Consider the following 20,981-nt stretch of genomic DNA (forward strand, 5'->3'; position numbering starts at 1 on the left):
AAGTTTTAGCGACGAATAGTGGCGGTGATCTTGGCGTGCGGCCCGGCGATCTGCGCGGCCCAGGCTTGAGCCGCCTGATCGAGTGTGTAATCAGCGTAATCCACCTGGATCTGTTGCTCTTTGGCGATCTTCAGCAGACGCAGCCAGATTTGTTCACGGTCGGCGGGCGGGCGCTGCCCAGTGCCGATGCACGACAGGTTGCGGAACAACAAATCGGCAATATCCAGATTGAGTTGACGCCCGGCGCCCGTGCCGATGGTCATGATCCGCGCGCCCCAATTAGTGGCTTTCAGGGACGTCAGCATTGGCTGACCACATACAAGGTCGAGGACCACATCAAAGCCGCCGTCAGCAGCTTCTTTGAGCGCGGCGACATCATCGCTACCGCCCAAAGTGACTACCTCGTCAGCGATGCCACGCGACTTCAAACGCCCCAGCGCATCAGCAGAACGCGCTGCGCCGACAACCTTGCCCGCGCCCATGCCGCGCGCCAGTTGCAGGGCGATCTGCCCAAGCGTGCCAGTGGCGCCTAATACCAGGACCTTTTCGCCCTTCTGGATCTGCGCTTTTTCCAACGGCACGATGGCGCCGGTCGCGGCGATGCCCATGCTGATTGCGGTTTTATCGTCAACGTCGTCAGGTACATTCCACACTTCGGCTTGGGGCACCAGAGTGCGCTCGGCCCAGGCACCGAACGGCAATACCGAGCGTTCACCGAAATAAACCCGCCGGCCATCCGGGGCACGGCCCACGCCTTCACCGCGAATCACACAGGGATACTCGACACCCAGACGGTAGGCCCCCAATACGTCCCAGCCGCCAAGACCCGCAGTTTCAACATCGATCAGTACTGCGCCGTCTTGCGCTTGCGGCTCACGAAACTCACCGACTACCGGCGCCGCATTGCGTTCGGAAATGATTGCTGCACGCATGGGTTTCTCCTTTCCTGTTTTTGTTTTCAGCAAGTGCACAGACAGATAGTTGAACACATATTAACTATTTGTCCATATTTTTACAGAAAACAATCGCAGCCTGGCCTACGGATCGCTCGTTTCGCGTGAAATGAGAGATACACCAGCGTCGACAGAACAGAGTCGACGACTAAACACAGCATCGTTGGACCAGAACCCCACGTCCGGGCGTCCTTCAAAGAAACGTTCATTGAGCTATACCCAAAGATCCCGCACAAAACTTTTGAGTACAGAAGATTGATCATGAAATTGATAACCCCATCGGCGGCTCTCATCATCACTGTGATGATCTACGGCTGTACGACTTCATCAAACCAGACCGTGACCATTCCTTTGAATGCTACACCGCAGAACCTCGGTCAGATTGCCAATACGACGCTGGCCATTCAGGGCAATGAGACGGCCTTTTCCTTCTTCATCAGTGGAGTCCCGAACGGAACCCTTCGGCCCTTGAACCTCTACACCTTCATCAACAAAGGCAGCTGCGAACGGCCTGGGCCCGTCGCCTATGCAATGAATGACCGGATCAACACCGACCTCATGTCAGTCGGTGGCTGGACTTATTCACGAAGCGCGCCTGTGGCAATGTCAGAGCTGTTTTCCGGCGGGTACTCCGTGGTTGTAAGGACCACACCGGCCGATGGCAACGTGGATATTTTCTGCGGGGATATCAAGCAATAACCGAGGCGAACCTGACGCTCCATCAGTAAACGACTCCCCTCACAAAGCCGTAACAAACACACTCGCTTTCCGGTATTCGAATATCCAATACCACTTCGCTGTTTTTGTGATTTTACGATCCGCCCCCCCCTCCCTAGACTCCGGCCAATAACTAGGCAACGCCGCTCTCCTGGCGCCGCCACGACAATAATGCCTGGAGGATGAACATGAGTGCGTCCCCGTCTCTGGATGACAAATACATCCAGCACAGCGGAAAAGTTTTGCTCACCGGGATTCAGGCGCTGGTGCGTCTGCCTCTGATGCAGCGCCAACGCGACCTGGCCAATGGTCTGAACACTGCCGGGTTTATTTCCGGCTACCGTGGCTCACCACTGGGTGGTTTCGACCAGGCCTTGTGGAAGGCTCGCGACTACCTCAAAGAGCACCACACGGTGTTCCATCCGGGTATGAACGAGGATCTCGCCGCCACCTCGATCTGGGGTACGCAGCAAGTCAATATCTTTGAAGGCGCGACCTACGACGGCGTGTTCGGCATGTGGTACGGCAAGGGCCCGGGCGTAGACCGCTGCGGCGATGTGTTCCGCCACGCCAACGCTGCCGGCACCTCACAATTTGGCGGTGTGCTGGCCATCGCCGGTGACGACCACGGCGCCCGTTCCTCCTCGTTGCCCCATCAGACCGAACACATTTTCAAAGCGGTCATGATGCCGGTACTGGCGCCGTCGGGCGTGCAGGAATATCTCGACTACGGCATGCACGGCTGGGCGATGTCACGTTATTCCGGTTGCTGGGTTGCCCTCAAAGCGGTGGCCGATACCGTGGAAAGCGCGGCCGTTGTCGACATCGATGTTCATCGCGTACAGCCAATAATTCCTGATATCCCGCTGCCCGAAGGCGGCTTGAATATTCGCTGGCCTGACCCACCCCTGGCGCAGGAACAGCGACTGCTGGAACACAAGCTGTATGCCGCCCTCGCCTACGCTCGGGTCAACCGTCTCGACCGTATCGTGATGGACTCGCCGAAAGCGCGTATCGGCATTATCACGTCCGGAAAGTCGTACCTCGACGTGTGCCAGGCGCTGAAAATCCTCGGCATAGACGAAACACTCGCGCAGCAGATCGGCCTGCGCGTGTACAAGGTCGGCATGGTCTGGCCACTGGAGGCTGAAGGCGTGCGGCAGTTTGCCGAGGGCCTGGAAGAAATTGTGGTGGTGGAAGAGAAACGCCACATGATTGAGTACCAGTTAAAGGAAGAACTCTACAACTGGCGCGAAGACGTACGCCCGCGCATCGTCGGCAAGTTTGACGACAAGGGTGAGTGGAGCCTGCCGCACACCGGTTGGTTACTGCCGGCCACCAATGACCTGACCCCGGCGATGATCGCCCGTGCGTTGGCCAAACGTATTTTGCGCCTGCATCAAAATGGCCCGCTGCAAGTGAGCCTGGCGGTGCTGGACGCACAACTGGCCAGCAAAGGCCAGTTCAGCAACCTGATGGAACGCGTGCCCCACTACTGTTCCGGTTGCCCGCACAACACCTCGACCAAGGTCCCGCAGGGCAGTCGTGCGCTGGCCGGCATCGGCTGCCACTACATGGCGGCATGGATCTACCCGCAGACCCAGACCTTCAGCCAGATGGGCGGTGAAGGCGTGGCATGGATCGGCCAGGCGCCTTTCACCAAGACCCAGCACGTCTTCGCCAACCTGGGCGACGGCACCTATTTCCACTCCGGCATTCTCGCGATTCGGGCCGCCATCGCGGCCAAGGTGCAAATCACCTACAAGATTCTCTACAACGATGCCGTGGCCATGACCGGCGGACAGCCTGTAGACGGCAGCCTCAGCGTCGCGCAGATCAGCCGACAACTCGCGGCCGAGGGTGTGCAGCGGATTGTGGTCGTGAGCGACGATGTCGAGAAATATCAACACATCCGTGATCTGGCAGAAGGCGTGCCGGTGCTGCGTCGCGACAAGATGGATGAAGTGCAGGAACAGTTGCGCCAGTTCCAGGGTGTGTCGGCAATCATCTATGACCAGACCTGCGCCGCGGAAAAACGTCGGCGTCGTAAACGTGGCAAGTTCCCGGACCCGGCACGTCGGGTCGTGATCAACGAAGCGGTGTGTGAAGGCTGTGGCGATTGCAGCAGCAAGTCCAACTGCATGTCGGTGGTGGCAGTAGAAACCGAGTACGGCCGCAAGCGTGAAATTGACCAGTCCTCTTGCAACAAAGACTTCACCTGCCTCAACGGTTTTTGCCCGAGTTTTGTCACGGTCGAAGGTGGCTCCTTGCGTAAACCCAAGGCCCTGGCGACCGCGAAGGATGACGTGTGGGATTTGCCGACGCCCGCAACCGTAGCGCTGGATGAGCCTTACAGCATTCTGGTCACTGGCGTGGGCGGTACGGGCGTGGTGACCATCGGCGCCCTACTAGGGATGGCGGCGTTCATCGAAGGCAAAGGCACGCTCAATCTGGACATGGCCGGCATGGCGCAAAAAGGTGGCGCGGTGTGGTCGCACATCCGTATCGCCGCGCGCCAGGAGCAGCTGTTTGCACCCCGGATTGCAGAAGGTGAAGCGGCCCTGCTGCTCGGGTGCGACCTGGTGGTCAGCGCCAACACCGAAACCCTGTCCAAGCTGCGTCACAACGTTACCCATGCCTTGATCAACAGCGAGGAAAGCATCACCAGCGCCTTTGTGCGCACTTTCGCTCAGCAAGCGGAAAGCGGTGATTTGCTGAAGCACCCAGATCCGAAATTCCAGACCCAAAGTATGTCGGCACAAATTGCCGAAGCAGTGGGCTCTGACCAGGCGGACTTTATCGACGCAAGCAAAATTGCCACGGCGTTGATGGGCGACTCGATTGCCACCAATACCTTCATGCTCGGCTATGCCTACCAGAAAGGTTGGTTGCCGGTGGGTAAAGCGGCGCTGCTACAGGCCATCGAATTGAACGGCACGGCGGTGCCCTTTAACCTCTCAGCCTTTGACTGGGGCCGTTGCAGCGCCCATGACCTGCCACGGGTATTACGCAAGCTGGAAGCTGGCAAAGTGCGCAGCGCAGACCGTCAGCTGTCACAAAGCCTGGAAGAAACGCTGGCACGACGCACTGAGTTCCTCACGGCCTACCAGAACAAGGCCTATGCCGGGCGTTATCGGCAACGGGTCGAAGAATTCATGAAGGCGGAAACGGCACTGCTCGGGCAACCGGGGAAACTGTCGGAAAGCGTCGCCCGTTACTACTTCAAAGTGCTGGCGATCAAGGATGAATACGAAGTGGCGCGCCTGTTTACCGATGGCCAATTCCTGGAAAAAATCCAGGCCAGCTTCGAGGGCGACTACCGCTTGCGCTTCCATCTGGCACCGCCGCTACTGAACGATAACGGCTCCGGCCGCGAACCGAAAAAACGCAGTTTCGGTCCGTGGATGCTGCAAGGCTTCAAGCTGCTGGCCAAGCTCAAGTTCCTGCGCAACACCTGGCTCGATCCGTTCGGCCGTACCCATGAACGCAAGGTGGAACGCAACTGGTTGGCCAACTACGAACGCATCCTCGACGTAGTGCTGACGGGTTTGACAGCCGAAAATCTGAGTCTGGCTAAGGAGTTGGTAGAGCTGCCTGAAAGCGTTCGCGGGTATGGTCCGGTGAAAGAGCGATTCCTCGACCACGCGCAACAGCGCCAGGCGCAGTTGCTTGTGCAGTGGCGTAATGGCTCGGCCGGGCAATTCCATGATGCCAGCCAGGGCAACCGTAAAATCGCGGTGACCCAACTTTAAACCTCATAGCCCGCGCTTCGGCGCGGGCTAGATGTTTGCGCTCATCGGCAAGGCGCAGTCAAAAACCATAAGGTGAGCAATGAACGAAGAACTGGCTAACCACTACCGTGAAATTCTCCAGGGTGTCGGCGAAGACCCAGAACGTGAAGGCTTGTTGGACACGCCGAAACGCGCGGCAAAAGCCATGCAGTACCTGTGTCATGGCTACCAGCAAAGCCTCGAACAGATCGTCAATGGCGCGCTGTTTGAATCGGACAACGATGAGATGGTCATCGTCCGTGAAATCGAACTTTACTCCCTGTGCGAACACCATTTACTGCCGTTTATTGGCAAGGCCCATGTCGCCTATATCCCGACGGGCAAAGTATTGGGGCTGTCGAAAATCGCGCGTATTGTCGATATGTTCGCCCGCCGCTTGCAGATTCAGGAAAACCTGACACGCCAGATTGCCGATGCCATTGCCCAGGTGACCGATGCTGCCGGGGTGGCGGTGGTGATCGAGGCGAAACACATGTGCATGATGATGCGTGGCGTGGAGAAGCAGAACTCGGTGATGAGTACCTCAGTGATGCTCGGCGCCTTCCGCGAGTCGTACAACACCCGCCAGGAGTTTTTGCAGTTGATCCGAGGCCGCTAGGCGCGTGTGCCGGGTTCACCCAGGCACACCGCTTGCCACTCAACTGAGCATCAGCATCCCACCGTCAATCACTAGCGTCTGACCGGTGACAAACCGCGAACCATCGCCGGCAAGAAACACCAGGACAGGGGCCAGGTCCCGGGCCGGTTCGCCCAGCTTTCCGCCGATGGGCACTTGCCCGGCCATATACGCATCGTGTTGCTGCAATTGTTCGGCGCTCATACTCGCGCGAGTGGCGTCGTACATCGGCGTCCACATCGCCGGAGCGATGGCGTTGACGGTAATGCCCAGTGGGCCCCACTCCCGTGCCACCGTGCGCGTCCACGCCAGTACGGCGCCCTTGCTGGCGGCGTAATGGGCTTTGCCCGGCTGTCCGAGCACGCCTGCGGCAGAGGCGAAATTGATGATCCGCCCGCCGCTGCCCTTGAGCAGCTCATAGGCTGCGCGGTTGGTCAGGAAGGTGCCACGGGTATTGACCGCAAAGACCTTTTCCCACTCGTCCAGCGTGATGCTATCGGCGCTGGCATTGGGCGCGATGCCCGCGGCATGCACCAGCACTTCCAGACCGTTGAGCTGTTCGTTGGCCCAGGAAAAAGCAGCGTCTACCGATTGGCTGTCAGCAATGTCGCAGACTCGCGTGTGCGCCCAACCACCACTTTCATCTGTCATTGAGTCACCTTCGCCCAGATCAAGGCTGACGACATAGGCCCCCTCTTCCACAAACGCCTTGACCACTGCCGCGCCAATACCGCGGGCGCCCCCCGTTACGATGATCCGCTTACCGGCCAGTTGCATGGGCTATTCCTCTTGTTTGGGTTTTGTCAGGCTGTTTGATCGATGCGCTGTAACGCCGCAGCGAAAAGGCGCAGCGCCGAGGCGTGGTGCTTTTCACCCGTGACCATGGAGGCTTTACCTGCACAGGCACGGGCATGGCTGACTTCTAAGAAGATGCCGAGCTTGAAACCGGCCAATACCAAGTACCAAGTGAAGTCCGCAAACGAGCGCGAACTGCCGGCGCGGTAATGCGCGACCAATTCATCGCTGCTGCAAAAGCCATCCCAGGGATGGACTTCAATGGTGCCCGCCCCGCGACCATCGGCACCGGGCCAGGTCACCACCAGCCAGGCAAGATCAAGCAACGGATCACCGATGGTTGCCAGTTCCCAATCGACCACGGCAGCCAGCTCCCCGCAGTCAGGCCGAAACATGACATTGGACAGGTGAAAGTCACCGTGCTGGATACCGGCCTGGAACTGCTGCGGGCAATGATCGCTTAACCAGCTGGCTAAGCGTTCGAGCCCCGGCAAGCCCTTGGCGCCGGGCCAACCGGGATAGTCTTTGACACTGTCCAATTGCGCCAGCCAGCGTGAGACCTGACGCTGATGAAAACCCTCAGGTCGGCCAAAATCCGCCAGCCCTGCCGCCTGGTAGTCAATTTCGCCCAGGCGCAATAGCGCATCTACCATGGCCAGCCCCATGCGCCTGCGCATTGCAGGCTGCTGCGCATGCGGCGTCGGCAAACCCGCCGCGCAGTTGGGATTAAAACCCTGCACCGGCTCCATCAAATAGAAACTGGCGCCCAGAACAGTCTGATCAACACAGTCGGCTATCAAACCGGCATGGGGCACTTGTGAGCCGGCCAATGCCTTGAGCAAACGTGCTTCACGGGCAATGGTTTTGCCGCCGACTTCGCGCAACTCCCTGGAAGGCCGTCGCAATACGAATTCACGCGAACCACGCCGAAAGCGCAGCAACAAATTTTGCGTGCCTCCAGTCAAGCGTATCGGTGCCTCGATCGAACCGCTTTCCAGGCCTTGGGTATCCATCCAATCGGCCAAACGCTCAAGGTCGACCAAATCTTGCCAATCGTTCATGCGTCCCGCTCGCCAAGGGTGGCCAGCACGTCGGCGTATTTTTCCCGAGCACGGGCCGCGGCAGTGGGCCGGTGGTAAGCGGGGAATAATTCGTCGCAGGGCTGATAATCGCGCAGCAGCTGTTTGGCGACCGTGACTTTGTGTACCTCGGTAGGCCCGTCGGCCAGTCCCATCTGGAAGGAGCGCACGATGTAGCCGGTAAACGGCATTTCCTCGCTGACCCCCAACGAGCCATGCACATGCAGGGCGCGTGCGGCGATGTCATGCAGCACCTTGGGCATGACAGACTTCACCGCGGCGATGTCTTTGCGCACCCGCTTGTAGTCCTGATACTGGTCGATACGCCACGCCGTGCGCATCACCAGCAAACGAAATTGTTCCAGCTCGACCCATGAGTCGGCGATTTTTTCCTGAATCATCTGCTTGTCCGCCAGACGACTGCCCTGAGTACTGCGCGACAGGGATCGTTCACACAGCGCATCTAGGGCTTTTTGCGCCTGGCCAATGACGCGCATGGCGTGATGCACGCGCCCGCCACCCAGCCGCACCTGAGCCACAACAAACGCCTGACCGGGTGCTCCGAGCATATCGCTCGCGGGCACTCGTACCTTGTCGAATGACAGATAAGCATGGGTGGCGGCCGGGTCATCGGCGATACCGACGTTGCGGATAATGCTCACCCCAGGTGCGTCAGCAGCAACGATAAACATCGACATGCCTTCGTACACCGAGACGCTTTTATCGGTCACCGCCATCACGATATAGAACGCTGCGTAACGGGCGTTGGAGGCAAACCATTTTTCGCCGCTCAGCAGCCAGTCATCGCCATCGCGCACCGCTTCGGTGGTGAACACCGCTGGGTCCGCACCGCCCTGCGGTTCTGTCATGGCGAAGCAGGAAACAATATCGCCATCAAGCAACGGTTGCAGGTAGCGCTGCTTCTGCGCCGGAGTGCCGTAATGGGCGAGGATTTCACCATTGCCGGAATCGGGTGCCTGGCAGCCGAATACAATCGGGCCAAACAGCGAACGGCCGAGAATTTCGTTAATCAATGCCAGGCGCACCTGGCCATACCCTGCCCCGCCCATTTCCGGGCCCAAGTGACACGCCCACAATTTGCGTGCTTTCACCTGCGCCTGCAACGGTTTGACCAGCTGTTTGAACAACGGGTCATGGATATTCCAAGGGCTGCCCAACACATGATCGAGAGGCTCGACTTCCTCACGTACAAACTGCTCGATCCAATCCAGTTCCGCTTGAATCTCGGGGTCGGTCTGAAAGTCCCAGGCCATGGTGTTTCTCCTAGCAAATAGTGATCAAGCGAGCAGCATGCCGCCGTCGACCAACAGGGTTTGGCCGAGCACATAACTGGCCAGCGGTGAGGCAAGAAACAGCGCCACGTTGGCCATGTCCTGAGGCGTACCCAGACGCCCTTGAGGAATCGCACGTAGCGCGCCTTCCAAGCGTTTAGGGTTGCTGGTGGTCACCCGTGTCAGTTTGGTTTCCACCAACCCCGGGGCAATCCCATTAACCCGGATACCGTCACGGGCCCAGGCTTCGGCCAGGGTGCGAGTCAGTCCAAAGGCGCCGGTTTTCGAGGCGTTGTAGGCCGGATTGCCACGGGTGGAGTGGAAGGCTGCTGCCGAGCTGACGGTGATCATCGAGCCCTTGGCTTGCATCAACAGCGGGTGAAATTTCTGCGCACACACCATCAGGCTGGTGAGGTTGACGTCGAGTACGTGCTTGAAGCCCTCGGTCAGAAATTCCTGACGGTCGTAGAGCACCGTGCCTTGTGCTTGCACCAGCACATCGAGGCGGCTGAATGGCACACTCGCGGCCTCGATCAACGCTGCATCCGCGACGTCGACCTGGGCGTAGTGCAGGCCTTCAAGGTTTGAATCGGAAGAATCCTGATACGCCGCCGCAGAGGCTCGCGTGCCCCAGACATAAACCTCTGCACCGCGCTGACGAAAGTTCTGCGCAATGCCATTGCCGATGCCACTGGAACCGCCGATCACCAGCACGGTTTTGCCACTGAAATCCAACTCGTACATGGGTGTTCCTTGTGCTTGTCAATGAAGGCTGCCGAATAACAGGCCGGCCGTTACAGTGCTGCCAGACCGGCTGAGGCCAAGTGCTCAAGCTCACTGCGGGTAAAACCGAGCGCTTCCAGCACTTGCCGGGTATGTTGGCCAAGGGCCGGTGGCGGGCGCTGTAGCGACAGCGGTAAGTTGCCGAAATCCCAGAACGCACCGATCTGTTGCAGGTCGCCGTACACCGCATGGGAATAATGGGCATGCAGACCCGCGGCGGCGTGTTCGGGACCGTCGAGAAACGCATCCATCTGCGCCTCCAGCACGGCCTGCGCTGGAACCTGCGCGGCCGCCAAAGCTGCGAGTGCCGCTTGCCGGGTGAGCCCTGCAAAATAGTCTTGCGGCTGATGGCCCACCAGTGCGGCGAAACGCTGTACTTCATCAGGCCGCAGCGCGGCCACCACCAGCCAGGCATCGCTACACAAATACAGGCGATGTGCGTCACTCAGCCCCGTCTGCTGCGCATCCATGTGGGCGACGGGCGTGAGGCTGCCGTCTTCCAGCACCACCGTTTCGCTCATCGACAGTAACGTGGCGCCCAACAATGAGGAGCTGACCATTTGCCCGGCGCCGCTACGATTGCGCGCGTACAACCCCAGCAGCAAGGCATAGAGCGAGGATAAGCCAGCAAAAAAATCGCCCACACCAAAGCGCAGCCACATTGGCGCCTGCCCCTCACCGCCTTGCTCCACTTCCCAGCCGCAGGAGGCCTGCATCAGTTGGTCAAAGCCCGGCCAATCCGCACGCGGTCCGGTCGGCCCATAGGCGCTGACATGGCAATACACCAACCGCGGGTTAAGTGCTTTGAGGCTCTCGTAGTCAACCTTGAGTTTGCGTGCGGCCGGCAGCCGCATGTTGTGGTGCACCACATCGGCCCAACGTGCCAACGCCTCAACGACGGGCTCGGTTTGCCGATCACCCAATTGCAGCGCCACCCCCAACTTGCCCCGCTGAGTACCGCTGAAAATCCGCTCCAGACGACGCATGGCATCGCCTTTGGGTGCTTCGATTTTAATGACCTCGGCGCCCAGATCCGCCAGTAGCATGCAAGCAAACGGCCCGGCCAGGTAGGCACCCAGGTCCAGTACTTTCAAACCGTGCAGCGGTGGCAGAGGGGCGGAATTAGAGGTTTGCCCTTGCATCGGGACCACAACGTCGTGCCCTGTCAGTTCGTCATTCCCTTCACCCGCCTGCGGCGCGCTACTGCCGACTCGCGCAGGTGGCTGCACCTTCCAGGCTGGGCCTGGTTGCAACGTCTTGCCCAGTTGCAAATCGTCAACTTCAACCACATAGCCATTGAGGCGTGCTTGCTCATCGAAGTAGATATCGCCAAAGGCACCGGCAATTTGCGCGGCCACATCGTGTTGCCAGAAATGCTCGACCCAATCCTGCGCCGGCCGTGTGGCGATGATCGCCTTGTTGGCGCCGAAGTTAGGCGCCACATGACTCGGCGGCCACAGCGCATTCAAGCGAGCCACTTCGGTTTCGCCCAGCTCACTGAGCGCAGCGGCCATCCAAGGTGATTTGTCCGGCGAATAGTGCACATGCAGCCAGCGACCATCAGCGCACAGGTGCAATGGAATCGGGATGTGTTTATCCAGACCCTTGGCAAAGACCGGCGTCGGCGTTTGTGCGCGGGTCCAATGCATGGTCATTGGCACCAGTGCTGCCTGGGCCAAACTCGTATGGGCGATGCCGCCACAACCATCACGATCACGTGCGAGCAAACGCGCCATTACCCCGACCACACATAGCCAGCAGGCCAGCCAGTTGGCAAATGGCATGCGTATAAACACCGGACCGGGACGATGAGCAGGCTGCTCGTCCAACAGCCCCAGGCGCGCCAAAATCAACGTTTCCCGAGGGGTGGCATTCGCCAGCACATGCCGTTGGGGCCAGCCGCCGATTGCGGAAATAATCAGGTGAGGAAAGTCTGCAATGAGCACCGCATCTGCCAAACCATGGGTCTGCGCCATTGCGGGGGTGAAGTCGTGCAGCAGCACATCGGCGGTGGCTAGCAGAGATCGCAACTGCTGGCGGTCGGCAGGGTTTTCCAGGTCAAGGGTGACGCTACGCTTGCCGCGGTTCAGCACCGCGAAGAGTGCCTGTTGATCTCGGGCCGGATTGCCGGGTGACTCAACCATCACCACTTCAGCCCCCGCTTCGCACAATTGCAAGCCGGCGGCTGAACCGGCAATGCCGGAACACAAGCTGATGACGCGAATTCCTTCGAGGATTGCCTGGCTCATACAGCACCTTTCAGTGACTTGCTCTGCTCAAAGCGTTTTGCAGCGAAGCTGCAGAACGAATCCATGGCGAAACTCTAAGGCACCGAAGAAAATTCCATAGGTAGATTAGTATTTCGAATATAGAATCATAAGTCTAAATATGAACAATATTTTGCAATTCGTTCAACACTACAATCAAAGGTCTCGACATGATCCTGCGCATGGACCACTTCACCATCGTCTCTGACCAGTTGGCCGCAACACGGGATTTCTACGTTGATGTATTGGGCCTGGTCGAAGGGCCACGCCCGCCCTTCCCGGTACCCGGCTTTTGGCTGTACACCCAGAACCAGCCAGTCCTGCATGTAGTGGGCGTCGCGCAAATGCCGGAGCCGCGCCGTGGCGTGCTCGACCATATGGCCTTTCGTGCGAGTGGCTTGCAGACGATGTGCGCGCTCTTGGCCAAGCAAGGCGTGCGCTTCAAGATCATTCGTGCTCCAGGTGCGGAGCGCACCTGGCAGCTGTTCATGCAGGACCCCAACGGGGTTGAAGTGGAACTGGACTTCGACGCCAGCGAAGAGCCGCCAGCCGATTGGAAGGATTACCGGGGCCGCTAAATCAGCCCAGAGTAACTGCCGCCGTCGATCTGCAGGTTTTGCCCGGTGATATAGCTGGCCTGAGCCGAACACAGAAACGCGCAGGCTGCCGCCAATTCACTTGGCTGGCCAAATCGACGCGCCGCTATCGGCTTGAGCATTTCCACCCGCGCCTGCTCGACACTGAGTTGCCGATGCTTGGCCAACTGCTCGGTCATGAACCGCAGGCGGTCGGTTTCAATACGCTCGGGCAGCAGATTGTTGATGGTCACGTTATCCCGCGCGACCTCGACTGAAAGCGCTTTGCAGAAAGCCGTCAGCCCAGCACGCGCAGCCGTGGAAAGTCCCAAGGGCAAACGTGGCGACTTGACCATCGCCGACGTGATATTGACGATGCGGCCAAAACCGCGCTCGCGCATGCCGCCCACCACCGCCTGAATCAGCAGAATGCCTGAAAGCATGTTGGCCTCGATGGCGGCGAGCCAGGCGGCGTGGTCCCAGTCTTCCAGACGGCCAGGCTCCGGGCCGCCGTTGTTGGTCACCAGAATATCCACCACCGGACACTCGGCCAGGAGCGCCTGGCGCCCAGCCATGGTGGACAGGTCTGCGACCACCGTACGGGGCAACCGGCCAGTACTGCTCAATATGTCTTGCGCGGTTTGTGCCAAGGTCTCGGCATCACGGCCATTGATCAGCACATCGCACCCCTCCTGCGCCAATGCCAGCGCACAGGCTTTGCCAAGCCCTCGGGAGGATGCGCACACCACGGCAATACGCCCGCCAATTCCCAGATCCATTGCAGTACTCCTCGCCTGATGGCGTCAGTCGTTCATGCCCAGCAAGGCACTGATATCGCGCCCGGGTTCAGCGTCGCTGCCATAGGCAAATTGGCCGGCGCGCTGGCGTTCGACCAACTGCTCCATCTGGTAGCGATAACGAGTACCCGGCGTATCAAAACGCGAGTGCAAATCCCGACGTTCGTCTGTATCGAAATAGCGTTGATTCTGCGGACGCACCACCGAGTTGTCCTGTGGCTGGATGATGTAGTTGATGCGCGGCATCACATAGCGAAACGGCGCCGGTGCAGCGGTGGTGTTGAAGGTGACGTCACACCGCGAACGATGTTTGCCCACCGGCAAGAAGGGTTGCAGGTTAGGCACGTCATACCCGGGGCGAAAGCGCGGATAGGAGATGCACACGTTACTGCGTAAATGGATGTGCAGCACTGCGCGAAAATCCTGGTACTTGGCACGCACGCCGCCAACCCAGCGCATGATCGGCGCAACTGACTTTTGTGCCACGGTACGGGTACGGGTCACGGTTTCTGAGGTCCATTGCACCTCCACTACGTCCGACTCACTGATCCCGTCGCCAATGGTATTGGCATGCAGAAAATCGGCATGAGTCAGGTCAATCAGGTTTTCCACCGAGAGCGCCGAAGTCGCATCGAAACGCACCGTGCGCTGGGTGTAACCGGGAAGACTGCCATCCTGCGGTAGAAACGGAATATGCGGCAGCAATAGCGCGTCGGCATTATCCGGGTTGCCGTACCAGGCCCAGATGTAGCCGTAACGCTCCACCAATGGATAAAACCCGCGACCTCCCGTAAACGCGGTCAGTACCGGGGTCTTGTCAGGTCGATGGGGGTGAAACTCAGCTGCCACCGCCTGCCCGTTGTCCCTCCACAGGTAGTAAGGCTGAGCATGAATGATGCGGCGGATGGGGCGCGCGCTCAGGTCACGGCTATGGGAAACCGGGAACCAGGTGTCATGCAGGTCATAGTTGATCGGCGTCCAGTCACCCCGCACTTTGCCAGGGAGGGTATCGGTGGAGGAAGGCACGGCATGCATAGTGGTTTCTCCAGTGCTTAGATGACTGCGCTGACGGGAATCAAGTGCGGTTGGCGCAAGGTTCTCAGCTCGCGGGACGAGGCTTCAAGCAAGGCCGCGATGGCCGTCCCATCAATTAGACCGTTCACTCTGAAAGGCGCCCGTTTGCGCAGGCGTGCGACTCGCCAACGCAATGGTGCTTTGGCCGGCACCTGTTCATGCATGAAACCTCGCCAACACAGGCTGGTGGTGCCACGACGGTTGACCCCGCTCGAGATCATCAGTGTGATGAGCGGTAACTCGTCTTCGCTGAGCAAATCCACACGAATAATGCCGCCTTGCAACGCGACGGCGGTGCGCACAATCAAGGGGTAATCCACCACAAACTGCGACGGCAGAAATTGTGTGCTCCATACCGCGCCGCGCTCCAGAACCACACGCCCCTGCTCTCTGCGCAGATCGCCAAGGAAAAAATCGGTGAGGCGCACATGGGTAAAACCGAGCAAGCATTCCGGGCCGTCGAGCATCGCAGCCAGATACTGGTCGTGACTCATGTTGACGATGGTGGAACCGGTAAATTCGCGCCCGCTCGGCTGGTAATCGCTGCTAGGCAATTCAACTTGCGGTGTCCCCTCACCCAACCATACGTGGACAAAACCATTGGCCTCGCTCACCGCAAAGGCTCGCGCGGCGTATCGCGCAGGTACGCGTTCACCGGCATGCAGATTAGGGATCTGTGTACAGGCTCCATTGGCGCCATCGAAGGTCCAGCCGTGATAACCGCATTGCAAACCGGACTCGACGACTCGACCCAACGCCAGCGGTACGCGCCGATGTGGACAACGGTCTTCCAATGCAAAGGCTTGACCGGCGGCGTTACGGAACAGGACCAGTTCTTCGCCCCCAAAGGCTACTGCCAATGGCGTTTGATCAATTACGGCCTCGGACAGCGCCATGGCCCACCAGCCTGGGGTCATCATCGGGTTGCCTCATTTTTATTGTGTTTTGGGCAATAGCGTTTAACGCAGTCTGCGGTAACGGTAGCGCTTCGAAGTTAATAGGGCAAACTAAAATATACAGTTTTACGTTTTTTGTCGAAATACACAAAACCCGAACAAAACACCGTAAACGTTTTGAACAAGCAAGAAAAAAAAAGCTCATAGCACGCACTCAAGCTTATTCATCGACATAAAATATACAGTTATGTCTTTTGTGATCATATTTTTATGAAAATTCGCTAGCGAACAAACCATAAGCCTGATTACCATGAGCATGCTCATTGACTTAAAGGCGCGCTGACGATGACTCAATCCACCCTCGGCTTTGTGCTCCATGACGTAGCCCGTTTGATGCGTAAACGCTTCGAACAATGGGCTCGCGCAGCCGGTCTCACGCGCTCTCAATGGCAAGTCCTGGCCAAGCTTTCCATTCATGAGGGCATCCACCAAAAAGGTTTGGCTGACCTGCTGGAAATCGAGTCCGTCACGCTGATGCGCTTGCTGGACAAAATGCAGGAGCGCGGCTTGATCGAGCGCCGCAATCACCCCACCGACCGCCGCTACTCATTGTTATTTCTCACCCCGGCTGCCCATCCGCTGCTGCAATTCATGCGCACCATCGGCGAGCAAACCCGACTGGAAACCATGGCGGATTTCTCCACCCAGGAGCACGACCAATTGCTGCAGTTCCTCGAACGTATGCGTGAACACTTGCTGACTGCCTGCGGTCAGCCCGTGGAGGAATCCACAGTCTGTGCGGCGGGCGAGGTGAAGCATGGCTGAGCCAACATTGCAGCGACCTGCCGTGCACGCGGAAGCCAGACCGCTCGAGCCACTGGAAAAACCTCAGGTGTCGGCACCCGAAGCTCCGGCCCCTGATAGCCCGGCTCAAGAACCGACTGACCCGGCACGGCGACGCCGGCGCATCCGCCTGTTTCTGCTGGCTCCCATCGCCGTCGCGGTATGTGCCGCCTGGTATGTATTGGGTGGCCAGGTGGTGAGCACTGACAACGCGTATATCCAGGCCGAACGAGTGGGGGTTTCCACCGATGTGGCCGGGATCGTCGCGGCCATTGAAGTGCATGACAACCAAGCCGTGAGCAAGGGTCAGGTGCTATTCCGACTCAAGCCCGAACCTTTTGAAATCGCCTTGGCCCGCGCCAAGGCGCAGCTGGAAAGCGCACGCAACCAGATCCTTTTTCTCAAGGCCAGCTACAACCAATCGTTGGCCGAGATCGCCCAGGCTGAAGCCAAGCTGCCTTACTATCAGACCAATTTCCAACGGCTGGAAAAGTTGATCAGCGTTGCCGCCGTATCAAAGACACTCTATGACGACGCCCACCAAGGCCTCGACAATACCCGCCAGCAGGTGTCGATTGCCAAGGCCCAGGCTGCCGCGTCGCTGGCCCAACTGGGTGGGCAACTGGATAGACCTATTGAGCAACACCCCTCCTACCTGCAAGCACAAGCAGCGTTGAAGGAAGCCGAACGTAATCTGCGCAACTCCGTGGTGACCGCCCCCTTCGACGGCATCGTGACCAACGTTGACTCGCTGCAAGTGGGTGCATACCTGCAACCGCCACAACCGGGTTTCAGCCTGGTGTCCAGCGAACTCTTGTGGGTGGCCGCGTCACCGAAAGAAACCGAGCTGACCAATGCTCACGTTGGCCAAGATGTAACTATTGAAGTGGACACCTACCCCGGTGTGACCTGGCATGGCACCGTGGAAAGCATCAGCCCGGCTTCCAGCTCGAGCTTTTCGCTGTTGCCGGCACAGAACACTACGGGCAACTGGGTGAAGGTTGTGCAGCGCATTCCCGTACGGATCCGTATTGACGACTCTGCGGGCAAACCTGCCCTGCGCCATGGCATGAGCGCCGTGGTTGAAATCGATACCGGCACAGCCCGTGGTCTGCCCAAACCGCTGGCAAACCTGCTCGCACGCCATCATGAGTGAAGTGACTGGGCCACTGCCACCCTCGCCGCTGCGGTTGCTGATCACATTGTGTGTGGTGCTGGCGGTGGTCATGCAGGCTCTGGACACCACCATCGCCAACGTCGCCCTGCCCTATATGCAGGGCGCCGTATCGGCCAGCGCCGATCAGATTAACTGGGTGCTGACTTCCTACATCGTCGCCACCGCCATCATGACACCGCCCTCGGCATTTCTTGCCCGGCGCTTCGGTCGCAAGCGGGTGTTGCTGTGGTCGATCTTCGGGTTTGTATTGGCCTCAGTGCTCTGTGGCATCGCCCGCTCCCTGGAAGAAATCATTCTGTTCCGTTTGCTGCAAGGCCTGGCAGGGGCGGCATTGGTACCACTGTCACAGGGCATTCTTCTGGACATCTACCCGCAGAAAGACCGAGGTTCAGCAGTGGCCTTGTTCGGAGTATCGGTCATGGTCGGTCCGGTGCTGGGGCCGATGCTCGGTGGCTGGTTAACAGAGCACCTTAGCTGGCGCTGGGTGTTCTTCATCAACTTGCCTATCGGATTGCTGGCCTTTATCGGCATGACCCGCTTCATTCGGGAAACCCCGACCGACAAAACCGCACGCCTGGACTGGTTGGGCTTTGGTTCGCTCAGCGTGGCCATAATGTCGATTCAATTATTCCTCGACCGCGGCGAACAACTGGGCTGGTTCGACTCTGGGGAAATCCTCCTGGAGGCGTTGGTGGGCGCCATCGCTTTGTATATTTTCATCGTCCACACCTTCACCCACGACAAGCCCTTTATTAGTCTGAAGCTGTTCAAGGACCGCAATTACTCGGTGGCCGTGGTGTTTATTTTCATCATCGGTATCACCTACCTGGCGTCGCTGGCGCTGATGACACCCTACCTGCAAACCCTGATGGGCTACCCGGTGCTCACAGCCGGGATGGTCATGGGGCCGCGCGGCTTGGGGACGATGCTCAGCATGTTCCTTGCCGGGAAGATCATCGACAAAGTTGATATTCGCTGGATATTGTTTTGCGGTCTGGTGCTGTCTGCCTGGTCGATGTACATGATGACTGGCTGGACGCCGGCAGTGTCGATCAACACCATAATCTATATCGGTTTTATTCAGGGCGCGAGCCTGGGCCTGCTGTTCGTCCCGCTGACCACCATAGCCTTTAGCACCCTGCCCCCGAATTTGCGTGGTGACGCCACCGGCCTGTACAACTTGTCACGCAATGTCGGCTCCAGTGTTGGCATCTCGATCGTGACGGTGCTGCTGGCACAAAACACTCAGATCAACCACGCCGAAATAGGTGCAAACATTACGCCGTTCAATCGGCTATTCGATGCCTGGCCAGTCAGCAGCGTGCTCAATCCATTAACCGCCGGCGGACGTGCAGCGCTGGATAGCATGATCACCGTGCAGGCCAGCTGGGTGGCTTACCTGGATGACTTTAAGCTGCTGATGTGGCTATCGATTGGCGTCATACCGCTGCTGCTGGTATTCAGGACGCCGAAATCTCAAACAAATCAGGCCTCATAGCGAAAACGTCCCACCGCCACATTCAACTCATCGGACAATTCGCGCAGAGACACCACGGCTCCGGATACCTGATGGGTGATCGCATCCCCCTCACCGGCCATGCGTGCGATGTGCTCGACGTTGGCCACGATGCCCCGCCCACCCTCGCTCTGCACGCTCACCGCATCGGCAATCCGGTCCACCCCGCGCGTGGAGTCACCCACCAGTTCCGTCGCCTGTTGCAGGGTACTTTCCAACTCACTCAGCAGCCGGCCACTGTCCTCCAGTGCCACTGTGCCCGCGCTCAATGCTTCGTCGACGATCCCCGACTGGCTCTCCAGCTTCAACGTCAACTGGTTGATCGAGTTGGCAGCCAGCGCGGAGCGTTGTGCCAGGTTACGCACTTCGTCTGCCACCACGCTGAAACCGCGCCCACTTTCGCCGGCACGCGCCGCCTCGATGGCCGCATTGAGCGCCAGCATACCGGTCTGCGCGGAAAGGTCCTTGACCTGACCGATGCTGGCGGTGATCGCTGTCGTGCTTTCGACAAAATCGCCCACCGAGCCGCGGATGGCGGAGAATGCATGGCGCACGCTGTCGATTTTCTCGAGCAGTCGCGCCAAGGCCACGTGTCCATCTTGTGCACCACGCAAACTGGCTTCGGCGCAGCTGCGCAGGCTTTCAGCATGACTTGAGATTGCCGCAATCCCGTCGCTCATCTGCTCGATGGTCATCGAGACCGCGCCCACCGCACCGGCCTGCGCCGTGGAGCTTTGCGCCACGCGCGCCGAAGTACCCACCAGTTCCTCTGCGGATGCACCAACCGATGCCGCGACACCGGCAACCTGGCGCATGGCTTGCTGAAAGCTATCAATGAGTTCGTTGAATGCCTGAGCCGTGTGGGCAACCTCGTCTCGGCCCATGACCCGCACGCGCCGGGTCAGGTCGCCATCGCGTAACTCGATCGACGCCTGTTCGATTTCCCGGATGGGCCGGATGATCTGCGCGCGCAACAAAAGACTGACCATAATGGCCAGTAGGCTGGCGCCGAGTAAAACCGCGACCAGCATCCGTGACACTTGGCGTTGCATGGCGCCGGCCTCGGCAAAGGCGCCGGAGGTCAGCTGCGCTTGCAATCCCAGCAGACGATTGAATTGACCTTGCAAACCATTGTTGTCGGCGCGCACTCGTCCCAGCAGCGAAGCCGCCTGTATCTGATCGCTCAAGGCTGAGCGCTTGAAATCGGCAAGGCCTTCGCCGACCACGGCAGCCTGCTCCTGCACTGCGCGGTAGAGTTCTTTCTCCTCCTCACCTAGACGCGTCTCACGGGCCACCTTGTCCAGCCCGTCTCGCATATCGTCGACACTGGCCTGCATTTCTTCCAGATAGGACTCCAACTCCTCGGCAGAAGCCTGCCCATTGGATTCAAGGATGCGCGCCCCTATGGCATAGGCCCCGACCATCGCCGCCTGCGAGGCAGCCGCGGTTTCCAGTACCTGACGGTACTGCTGGAAACGCAACTGGTCGATTTCCTCGATCACTGCTTGTTGCCTGGCCAGCCCGTGGTAGGCCAGACCCGAGACGATCAATAGCGCGAACACAAATATCCCCGGCAGCACGAGGAGCTTGGCGCCGATGGAAAGGCCTTTGAGAAATGACATGGAGGGTACCGTTTTTGTTTTTATAGGGCGTGCCTGAGCAGGCTGTTTATCCAACTTTATTCTTTATACAGTATTTGATTCCACTGTTAGAACGACAACAGAAAAAAGGCTGGTGTTCAGTAGTGCCGTAATTGCTTCTCTGCCTCGGTTCCGACTCGCAATGCCTTGTAGTGGTCTAATGAAACCGG

The 20,981-nt window shown here is 58.8% G+C and carries 17 protein-coding genes; 7 read left to right on the forward strand and 10 right to left on the reverse strand.

Going from position 1 to position 20,981, the window contains the following annotated elements:
- Window positions 1-5: 5 nt before the first annotated feature.
- Complete coding sequence (locus tag PMI22_RS27795; RefSeq protein ID WP_007942559.1) at window positions 6-932, reverse strand: quinone oxidoreductase family protein; 927 nt, start codon at window positions 930-932, stop codon at window positions 6-8.
- Between the two features lie 282 nt (window positions 933-1,214).
- Here PMI22_RS27795 and PMI22_RS27790 point away from each other — a divergent pair, with 282 nt between their 5' ends.
- The 3 genes from PMI22_RS27790 (at window position 1,215) to folE (ending at window position 6,059) form a co-directional block, all read left to right on the forward strand.
- Window positions 1,215-1,652 carry a hypothetical protein gene (locus tag PMI22_RS27790; protein ID WP_007942560.1) on the forward strand — a complete coding sequence of 146 codons (438 nt, stop codon included), beginning with the start codon at window positions 1,215-1,217 and terminating at the stop codon, window positions 1,650-1,652.
- A gap of 206 nt (window positions 1,653-1,858) precedes the next feature.
- Window positions 1,859-5,422, forward strand: coding sequence for an indolepyruvate ferredoxin oxidoreductase family protein (locus PMI22_RS27785; RefSeq protein ID WP_007942561.1), 3,564 nt, complete (start codon window positions 1,859-1,861; stop codon window positions 5,420-5,422).
- A gap of 79 nt (window positions 5,423-5,501) precedes the next feature.
- Window positions 5,502-6,059: a GTP cyclohydrolase I FolE gene (gene folE, locus PMI22_RS27780; RefSeq protein ID WP_007942562.1), complete on the forward strand. Its 558-nt coding sequence runs from the start codon at window positions 5,502-5,504 to the stop codon at window positions 6,057-6,059.
- A 39-nt stretch (window positions 6,060-6,098) separates the two neighbouring features.
- Here the strand turns inward: folE and PMI22_RS27775 are convergent, their stop codons facing one another.
- Genes PMI22_RS27775 through PMI22_RS27755 form a run of 5 tightly spaced genes read right to left on the reverse strand, consistent with a single transcriptional unit; the run spans window position 6,099 to window position 12,275 of the window.
- Complete coding sequence (locus PMI22_RS27775; protein ID WP_007942563.1) at window positions 6,099-6,854, reverse strand: SDR family NAD(P)-dependent oxidoreductase; 756 nt, start codon at window positions 6,852-6,854, stop codon at window positions 6,099-6,101.
- A 26-nt stretch (window positions 6,855-6,880) separates the two neighbouring features.
- Window positions 6,881-7,933 (reverse strand): phosphotransferase family protein, encoded by a 1,053-nt coding sequence (locus tag PMI22_RS27770; RefSeq protein WP_007942567.1) that lies wholly within the window; start codon window positions 7,931-7,933, stop codon window positions 6,881-6,883.
- On the reverse strand, window positions 7,930-9,225 hold the full coding sequence (locus PMI22_RS27765) for an acyl-CoA dehydrogenase family protein (RefSeq protein ID WP_007942568.1): 1,296 nt from the start codon (window positions 9,223-9,225) through the stop codon (window positions 7,930-7,932). Before PMI22_RS27765 ends, PMI22_RS27770 begins: the two co-directional genes overlap by 4 nt.
- Window positions 9,226-9,249: 24 nt before the next feature.
- Window positions 9,250-9,987 carry an SDR family NAD(P)-dependent oxidoreductase gene (locus tag PMI22_RS27760; protein WP_007942569.1) on the reverse strand — a complete coding sequence of 246 codons (738 nt, stop codon included), beginning with the start codon at window positions 9,985-9,987 and terminating at the stop codon, window positions 9,250-9,252.
- A gap of 50 nt (window positions 9,988-10,037) precedes the next feature.
- Entirely contained in the window at window positions 10,038-12,275 is a 2,238-nt protein-coding gene (locus PMI22_RS27755) for a CoA transferase (protein WP_007942570.1), read from the reverse strand.
- 188 nt (window positions 12,276-12,463) lie between these two features.
- Between PMI22_RS27755 and PMI22_RS27750 the strand changes: the two genes are divergently transcribed.
- On the forward strand, window positions 12,464-12,871 hold the full coding sequence (locus tag PMI22_RS27750; protein ID WP_007942572.1) for a VOC family protein: 408 nt from the start codon (window positions 12,464-12,466) through the stop codon (window positions 12,869-12,871).
- Here the strand turns inward: PMI22_RS27750 and PMI22_RS27745 are convergent.
- Genes PMI22_RS27745 through PMI22_RS27735 form a run of 3 tightly spaced genes read right to left on the reverse strand, consistent with a single transcriptional unit; the run spans window position 12,868 to window position 15,659 of the window.
- Entirely contained in the window at window positions 12,868-13,647 is a 780-nt protein-coding gene (locus tag PMI22_RS27745; protein WP_007942574.1) for an SDR family oxidoreductase, read from the reverse strand. The genes PMI22_RS27750 and PMI22_RS27745 overlap by 4 nt on opposite strands.
- Before the next feature lie 24 nt (window positions 13,648-13,671).
- A complete protein-coding gene (locus tag PMI22_RS27740) occupies window positions 13,672-14,700 on the reverse strand; it encodes a hypothetical protein (RefSeq protein ID WP_007942575.1) in 1,029 nt (342 codons plus the stop codon).
- Window positions 14,701-14,717: 17 nt separating this feature from the next.
- A complete protein-coding gene (locus tag PMI22_RS27735) occupies window positions 14,718-15,659 on the reverse strand; it encodes a Rieske 2Fe-2S domain-containing protein (RefSeq protein WP_007942576.1) in 942 nt (313 codons plus the stop codon).
- A 321-nt stretch (window positions 15,660-15,980) separates the two neighbouring features.
- Here PMI22_RS27735 and PMI22_RS27730 point away from each other — a divergent pair, with 321 nt between their 5' ends.
- Genes PMI22_RS27730 through PMI22_RS27720 form a run of 3 tightly spaced genes read left to right on the forward strand, consistent with a single transcriptional unit; the run spans window position 15,981 to window position 19,153 of the window.
- On the forward strand, window positions 15,981-16,460 hold the full coding sequence (locus PMI22_RS27730; protein ID WP_007942577.1) for a MarR family winged helix-turn-helix transcriptional regulator: 480 nt from the start codon (window positions 15,981-15,983) through the stop codon (window positions 16,458-16,460).
- Window positions 16,453-17,634 (forward strand): HlyD family secretion protein, encoded by a 1,182-nt coding sequence (locus tag PMI22_RS27725; RefSeq protein WP_007942578.1) that lies wholly within the window; start codon window positions 16,453-16,455, stop codon window positions 17,632-17,634. Before PMI22_RS27730 ends, PMI22_RS27725 begins: the two co-directional genes overlap by 8 nt.
- Entirely contained in the window at window positions 17,627-19,153 is a 1,527-nt protein-coding gene (locus PMI22_RS27720) for a DHA2 family efflux MFS transporter permease subunit (RefSeq protein ID WP_007942579.1), read from the forward strand. The genes PMI22_RS27725 and PMI22_RS27720 overlap by 8 nt, the downstream gene beginning before the upstream one ends.
- On the opposite strand, the gene PMI22_RS27715 is transcribed toward PMI22_RS27720, so the two are convergent.
- A complete protein-coding gene (locus tag PMI22_RS27715) occupies window positions 19,141-20,793 on the reverse strand; it encodes a methyl-accepting chemotaxis protein (protein WP_007942581.1) in 1,653 nt (550 codons plus the stop codon). The genes PMI22_RS27720 and PMI22_RS27715 overlap by 13 nt on opposite strands.
- Window positions 20,794-20,981 lie beyond the last annotated feature (188 nt).

The organism is Pseudomonas sp. GM21 (assembly GCF_000282215.1).
Lineage (GTDB): Bacteria > Pseudomonadota > Gammaproteobacteria > Pseudomonadales > Pseudomonadaceae > Aquipseudomonas.

What these genes read in the sequence shown, in the direction of transcription:
- PMI22_RS27795 (WP_007942559.1), bottom strand. Translation starts at nt 932, where the DNA reads ATGCGTGCAGCAATCATTTCCGAACGCAATGCGGCGCCGGTAGTCGGT.
- PMI22_RS27790 (WP_007942560.1), top strand. Translation starts at nt 1,215, where the DNA reads ATGAAATTGATAACCCCATCGGCGGCTCTCATCATCACTGTGATGATC.
- PMI22_RS27785 (WP_007942561.1), top strand. Translation starts at nt 1,859, where the DNA reads ATGAGTGCGTCCCCGTCTCTGGATGACAAATACATCCAGCACAGCGGA.
- folE (WP_007942562.1), top strand. Translation starts at nt 5,502, where the DNA reads ATGAACGAAGAACTGGCTAACCACTACCGTGAAATTCTCCAGGGTGTC.
- PMI22_RS27775 (WP_007942563.1), bottom strand. Translation starts at nt 6,854, where the DNA reads ATGCAACTGGCCGGTAAGCGGATCATCGTAACGGGGGGCGCCCGCGGT.
- PMI22_RS27770 (WP_007942567.1), bottom strand. Translation starts at nt 7,933, where the DNA reads ATGAACGATTGGCAAGATTTGGTCGACCTTGAGCGTTTGGCCGATTGG.
- PMI22_RS27765 (WP_007942568.1), bottom strand. Translation starts at nt 9,225, where the DNA reads ATGGCCTGGGACTTTCAGACCGACCCCGAGATTCAAGCGGAACTGGAT.
- PMI22_RS27760 (WP_007942569.1), bottom strand. Translation starts at nt 9,987, where the DNA reads ATGTACGAGTTGGATTTCAGTGGCAAAACCGTGCTGGTGATCGGCGGT.
- PMI22_RS27755 (WP_007942570.1), bottom strand. Translation starts at nt 12,275, where the DNA reads ATGAGCCAGGCAATCCTCGAAGGAATTCGCGTCATCAGCTTGTGTTCC.
- PMI22_RS27750 (WP_007942572.1), top strand. Translation starts at nt 12,464, where the DNA reads ATGATCCTGCGCATGGACCACTTCACCATCGTCTCTGACCAGTTGGCC.
- PMI22_RS27745 (WP_007942574.1), bottom strand. Translation starts at nt 13,647, where the DNA reads ATGGATCTGGGAATTGGCGGGCGTATTGCCGTGGTGTGCGCATCCTCC.
- PMI22_RS27740 (WP_007942575.1), bottom strand. Translation starts at nt 14,700, where the DNA reads ATGCATGCCGTGCCTTCCTCCACCGATACCCTCCCTGGCAAAGTGCGG.
- PMI22_RS27735 (WP_007942576.1), bottom strand. Translation starts at nt 15,659, where the DNA reads ATGATGACCCCAGGCTGGTGGGCCATGGCGCTGTCCGAGGCCGTAATT.
- PMI22_RS27730 (WP_007942577.1), top strand. Translation starts at nt 15,981, where the DNA reads ATGACTCAATCCACCCTCGGCTTTGTGCTCCATGACGTAGCCCGTTTG.
- PMI22_RS27725 (WP_007942578.1), top strand. Translation starts at nt 16,453, where the DNA reads ATGGCTGAGCCAACATTGCAGCGACCTGCCGTGCACGCGGAAGCCAGA.
- PMI22_RS27720 (WP_007942579.1), top strand. Translation starts at nt 17,627, where the DNA reads ATGAGTGAAGTGACTGGGCCACTGCCACCCTCGCCGCTGCGGTTGCTG.
- PMI22_RS27715 (WP_007942581.1), bottom strand. Translation starts at nt 20,793, where the DNA reads ATGTCATTTCTCAAAGGCCTTTCCATCGGCGCCAAGCTCCTCGTGCTG.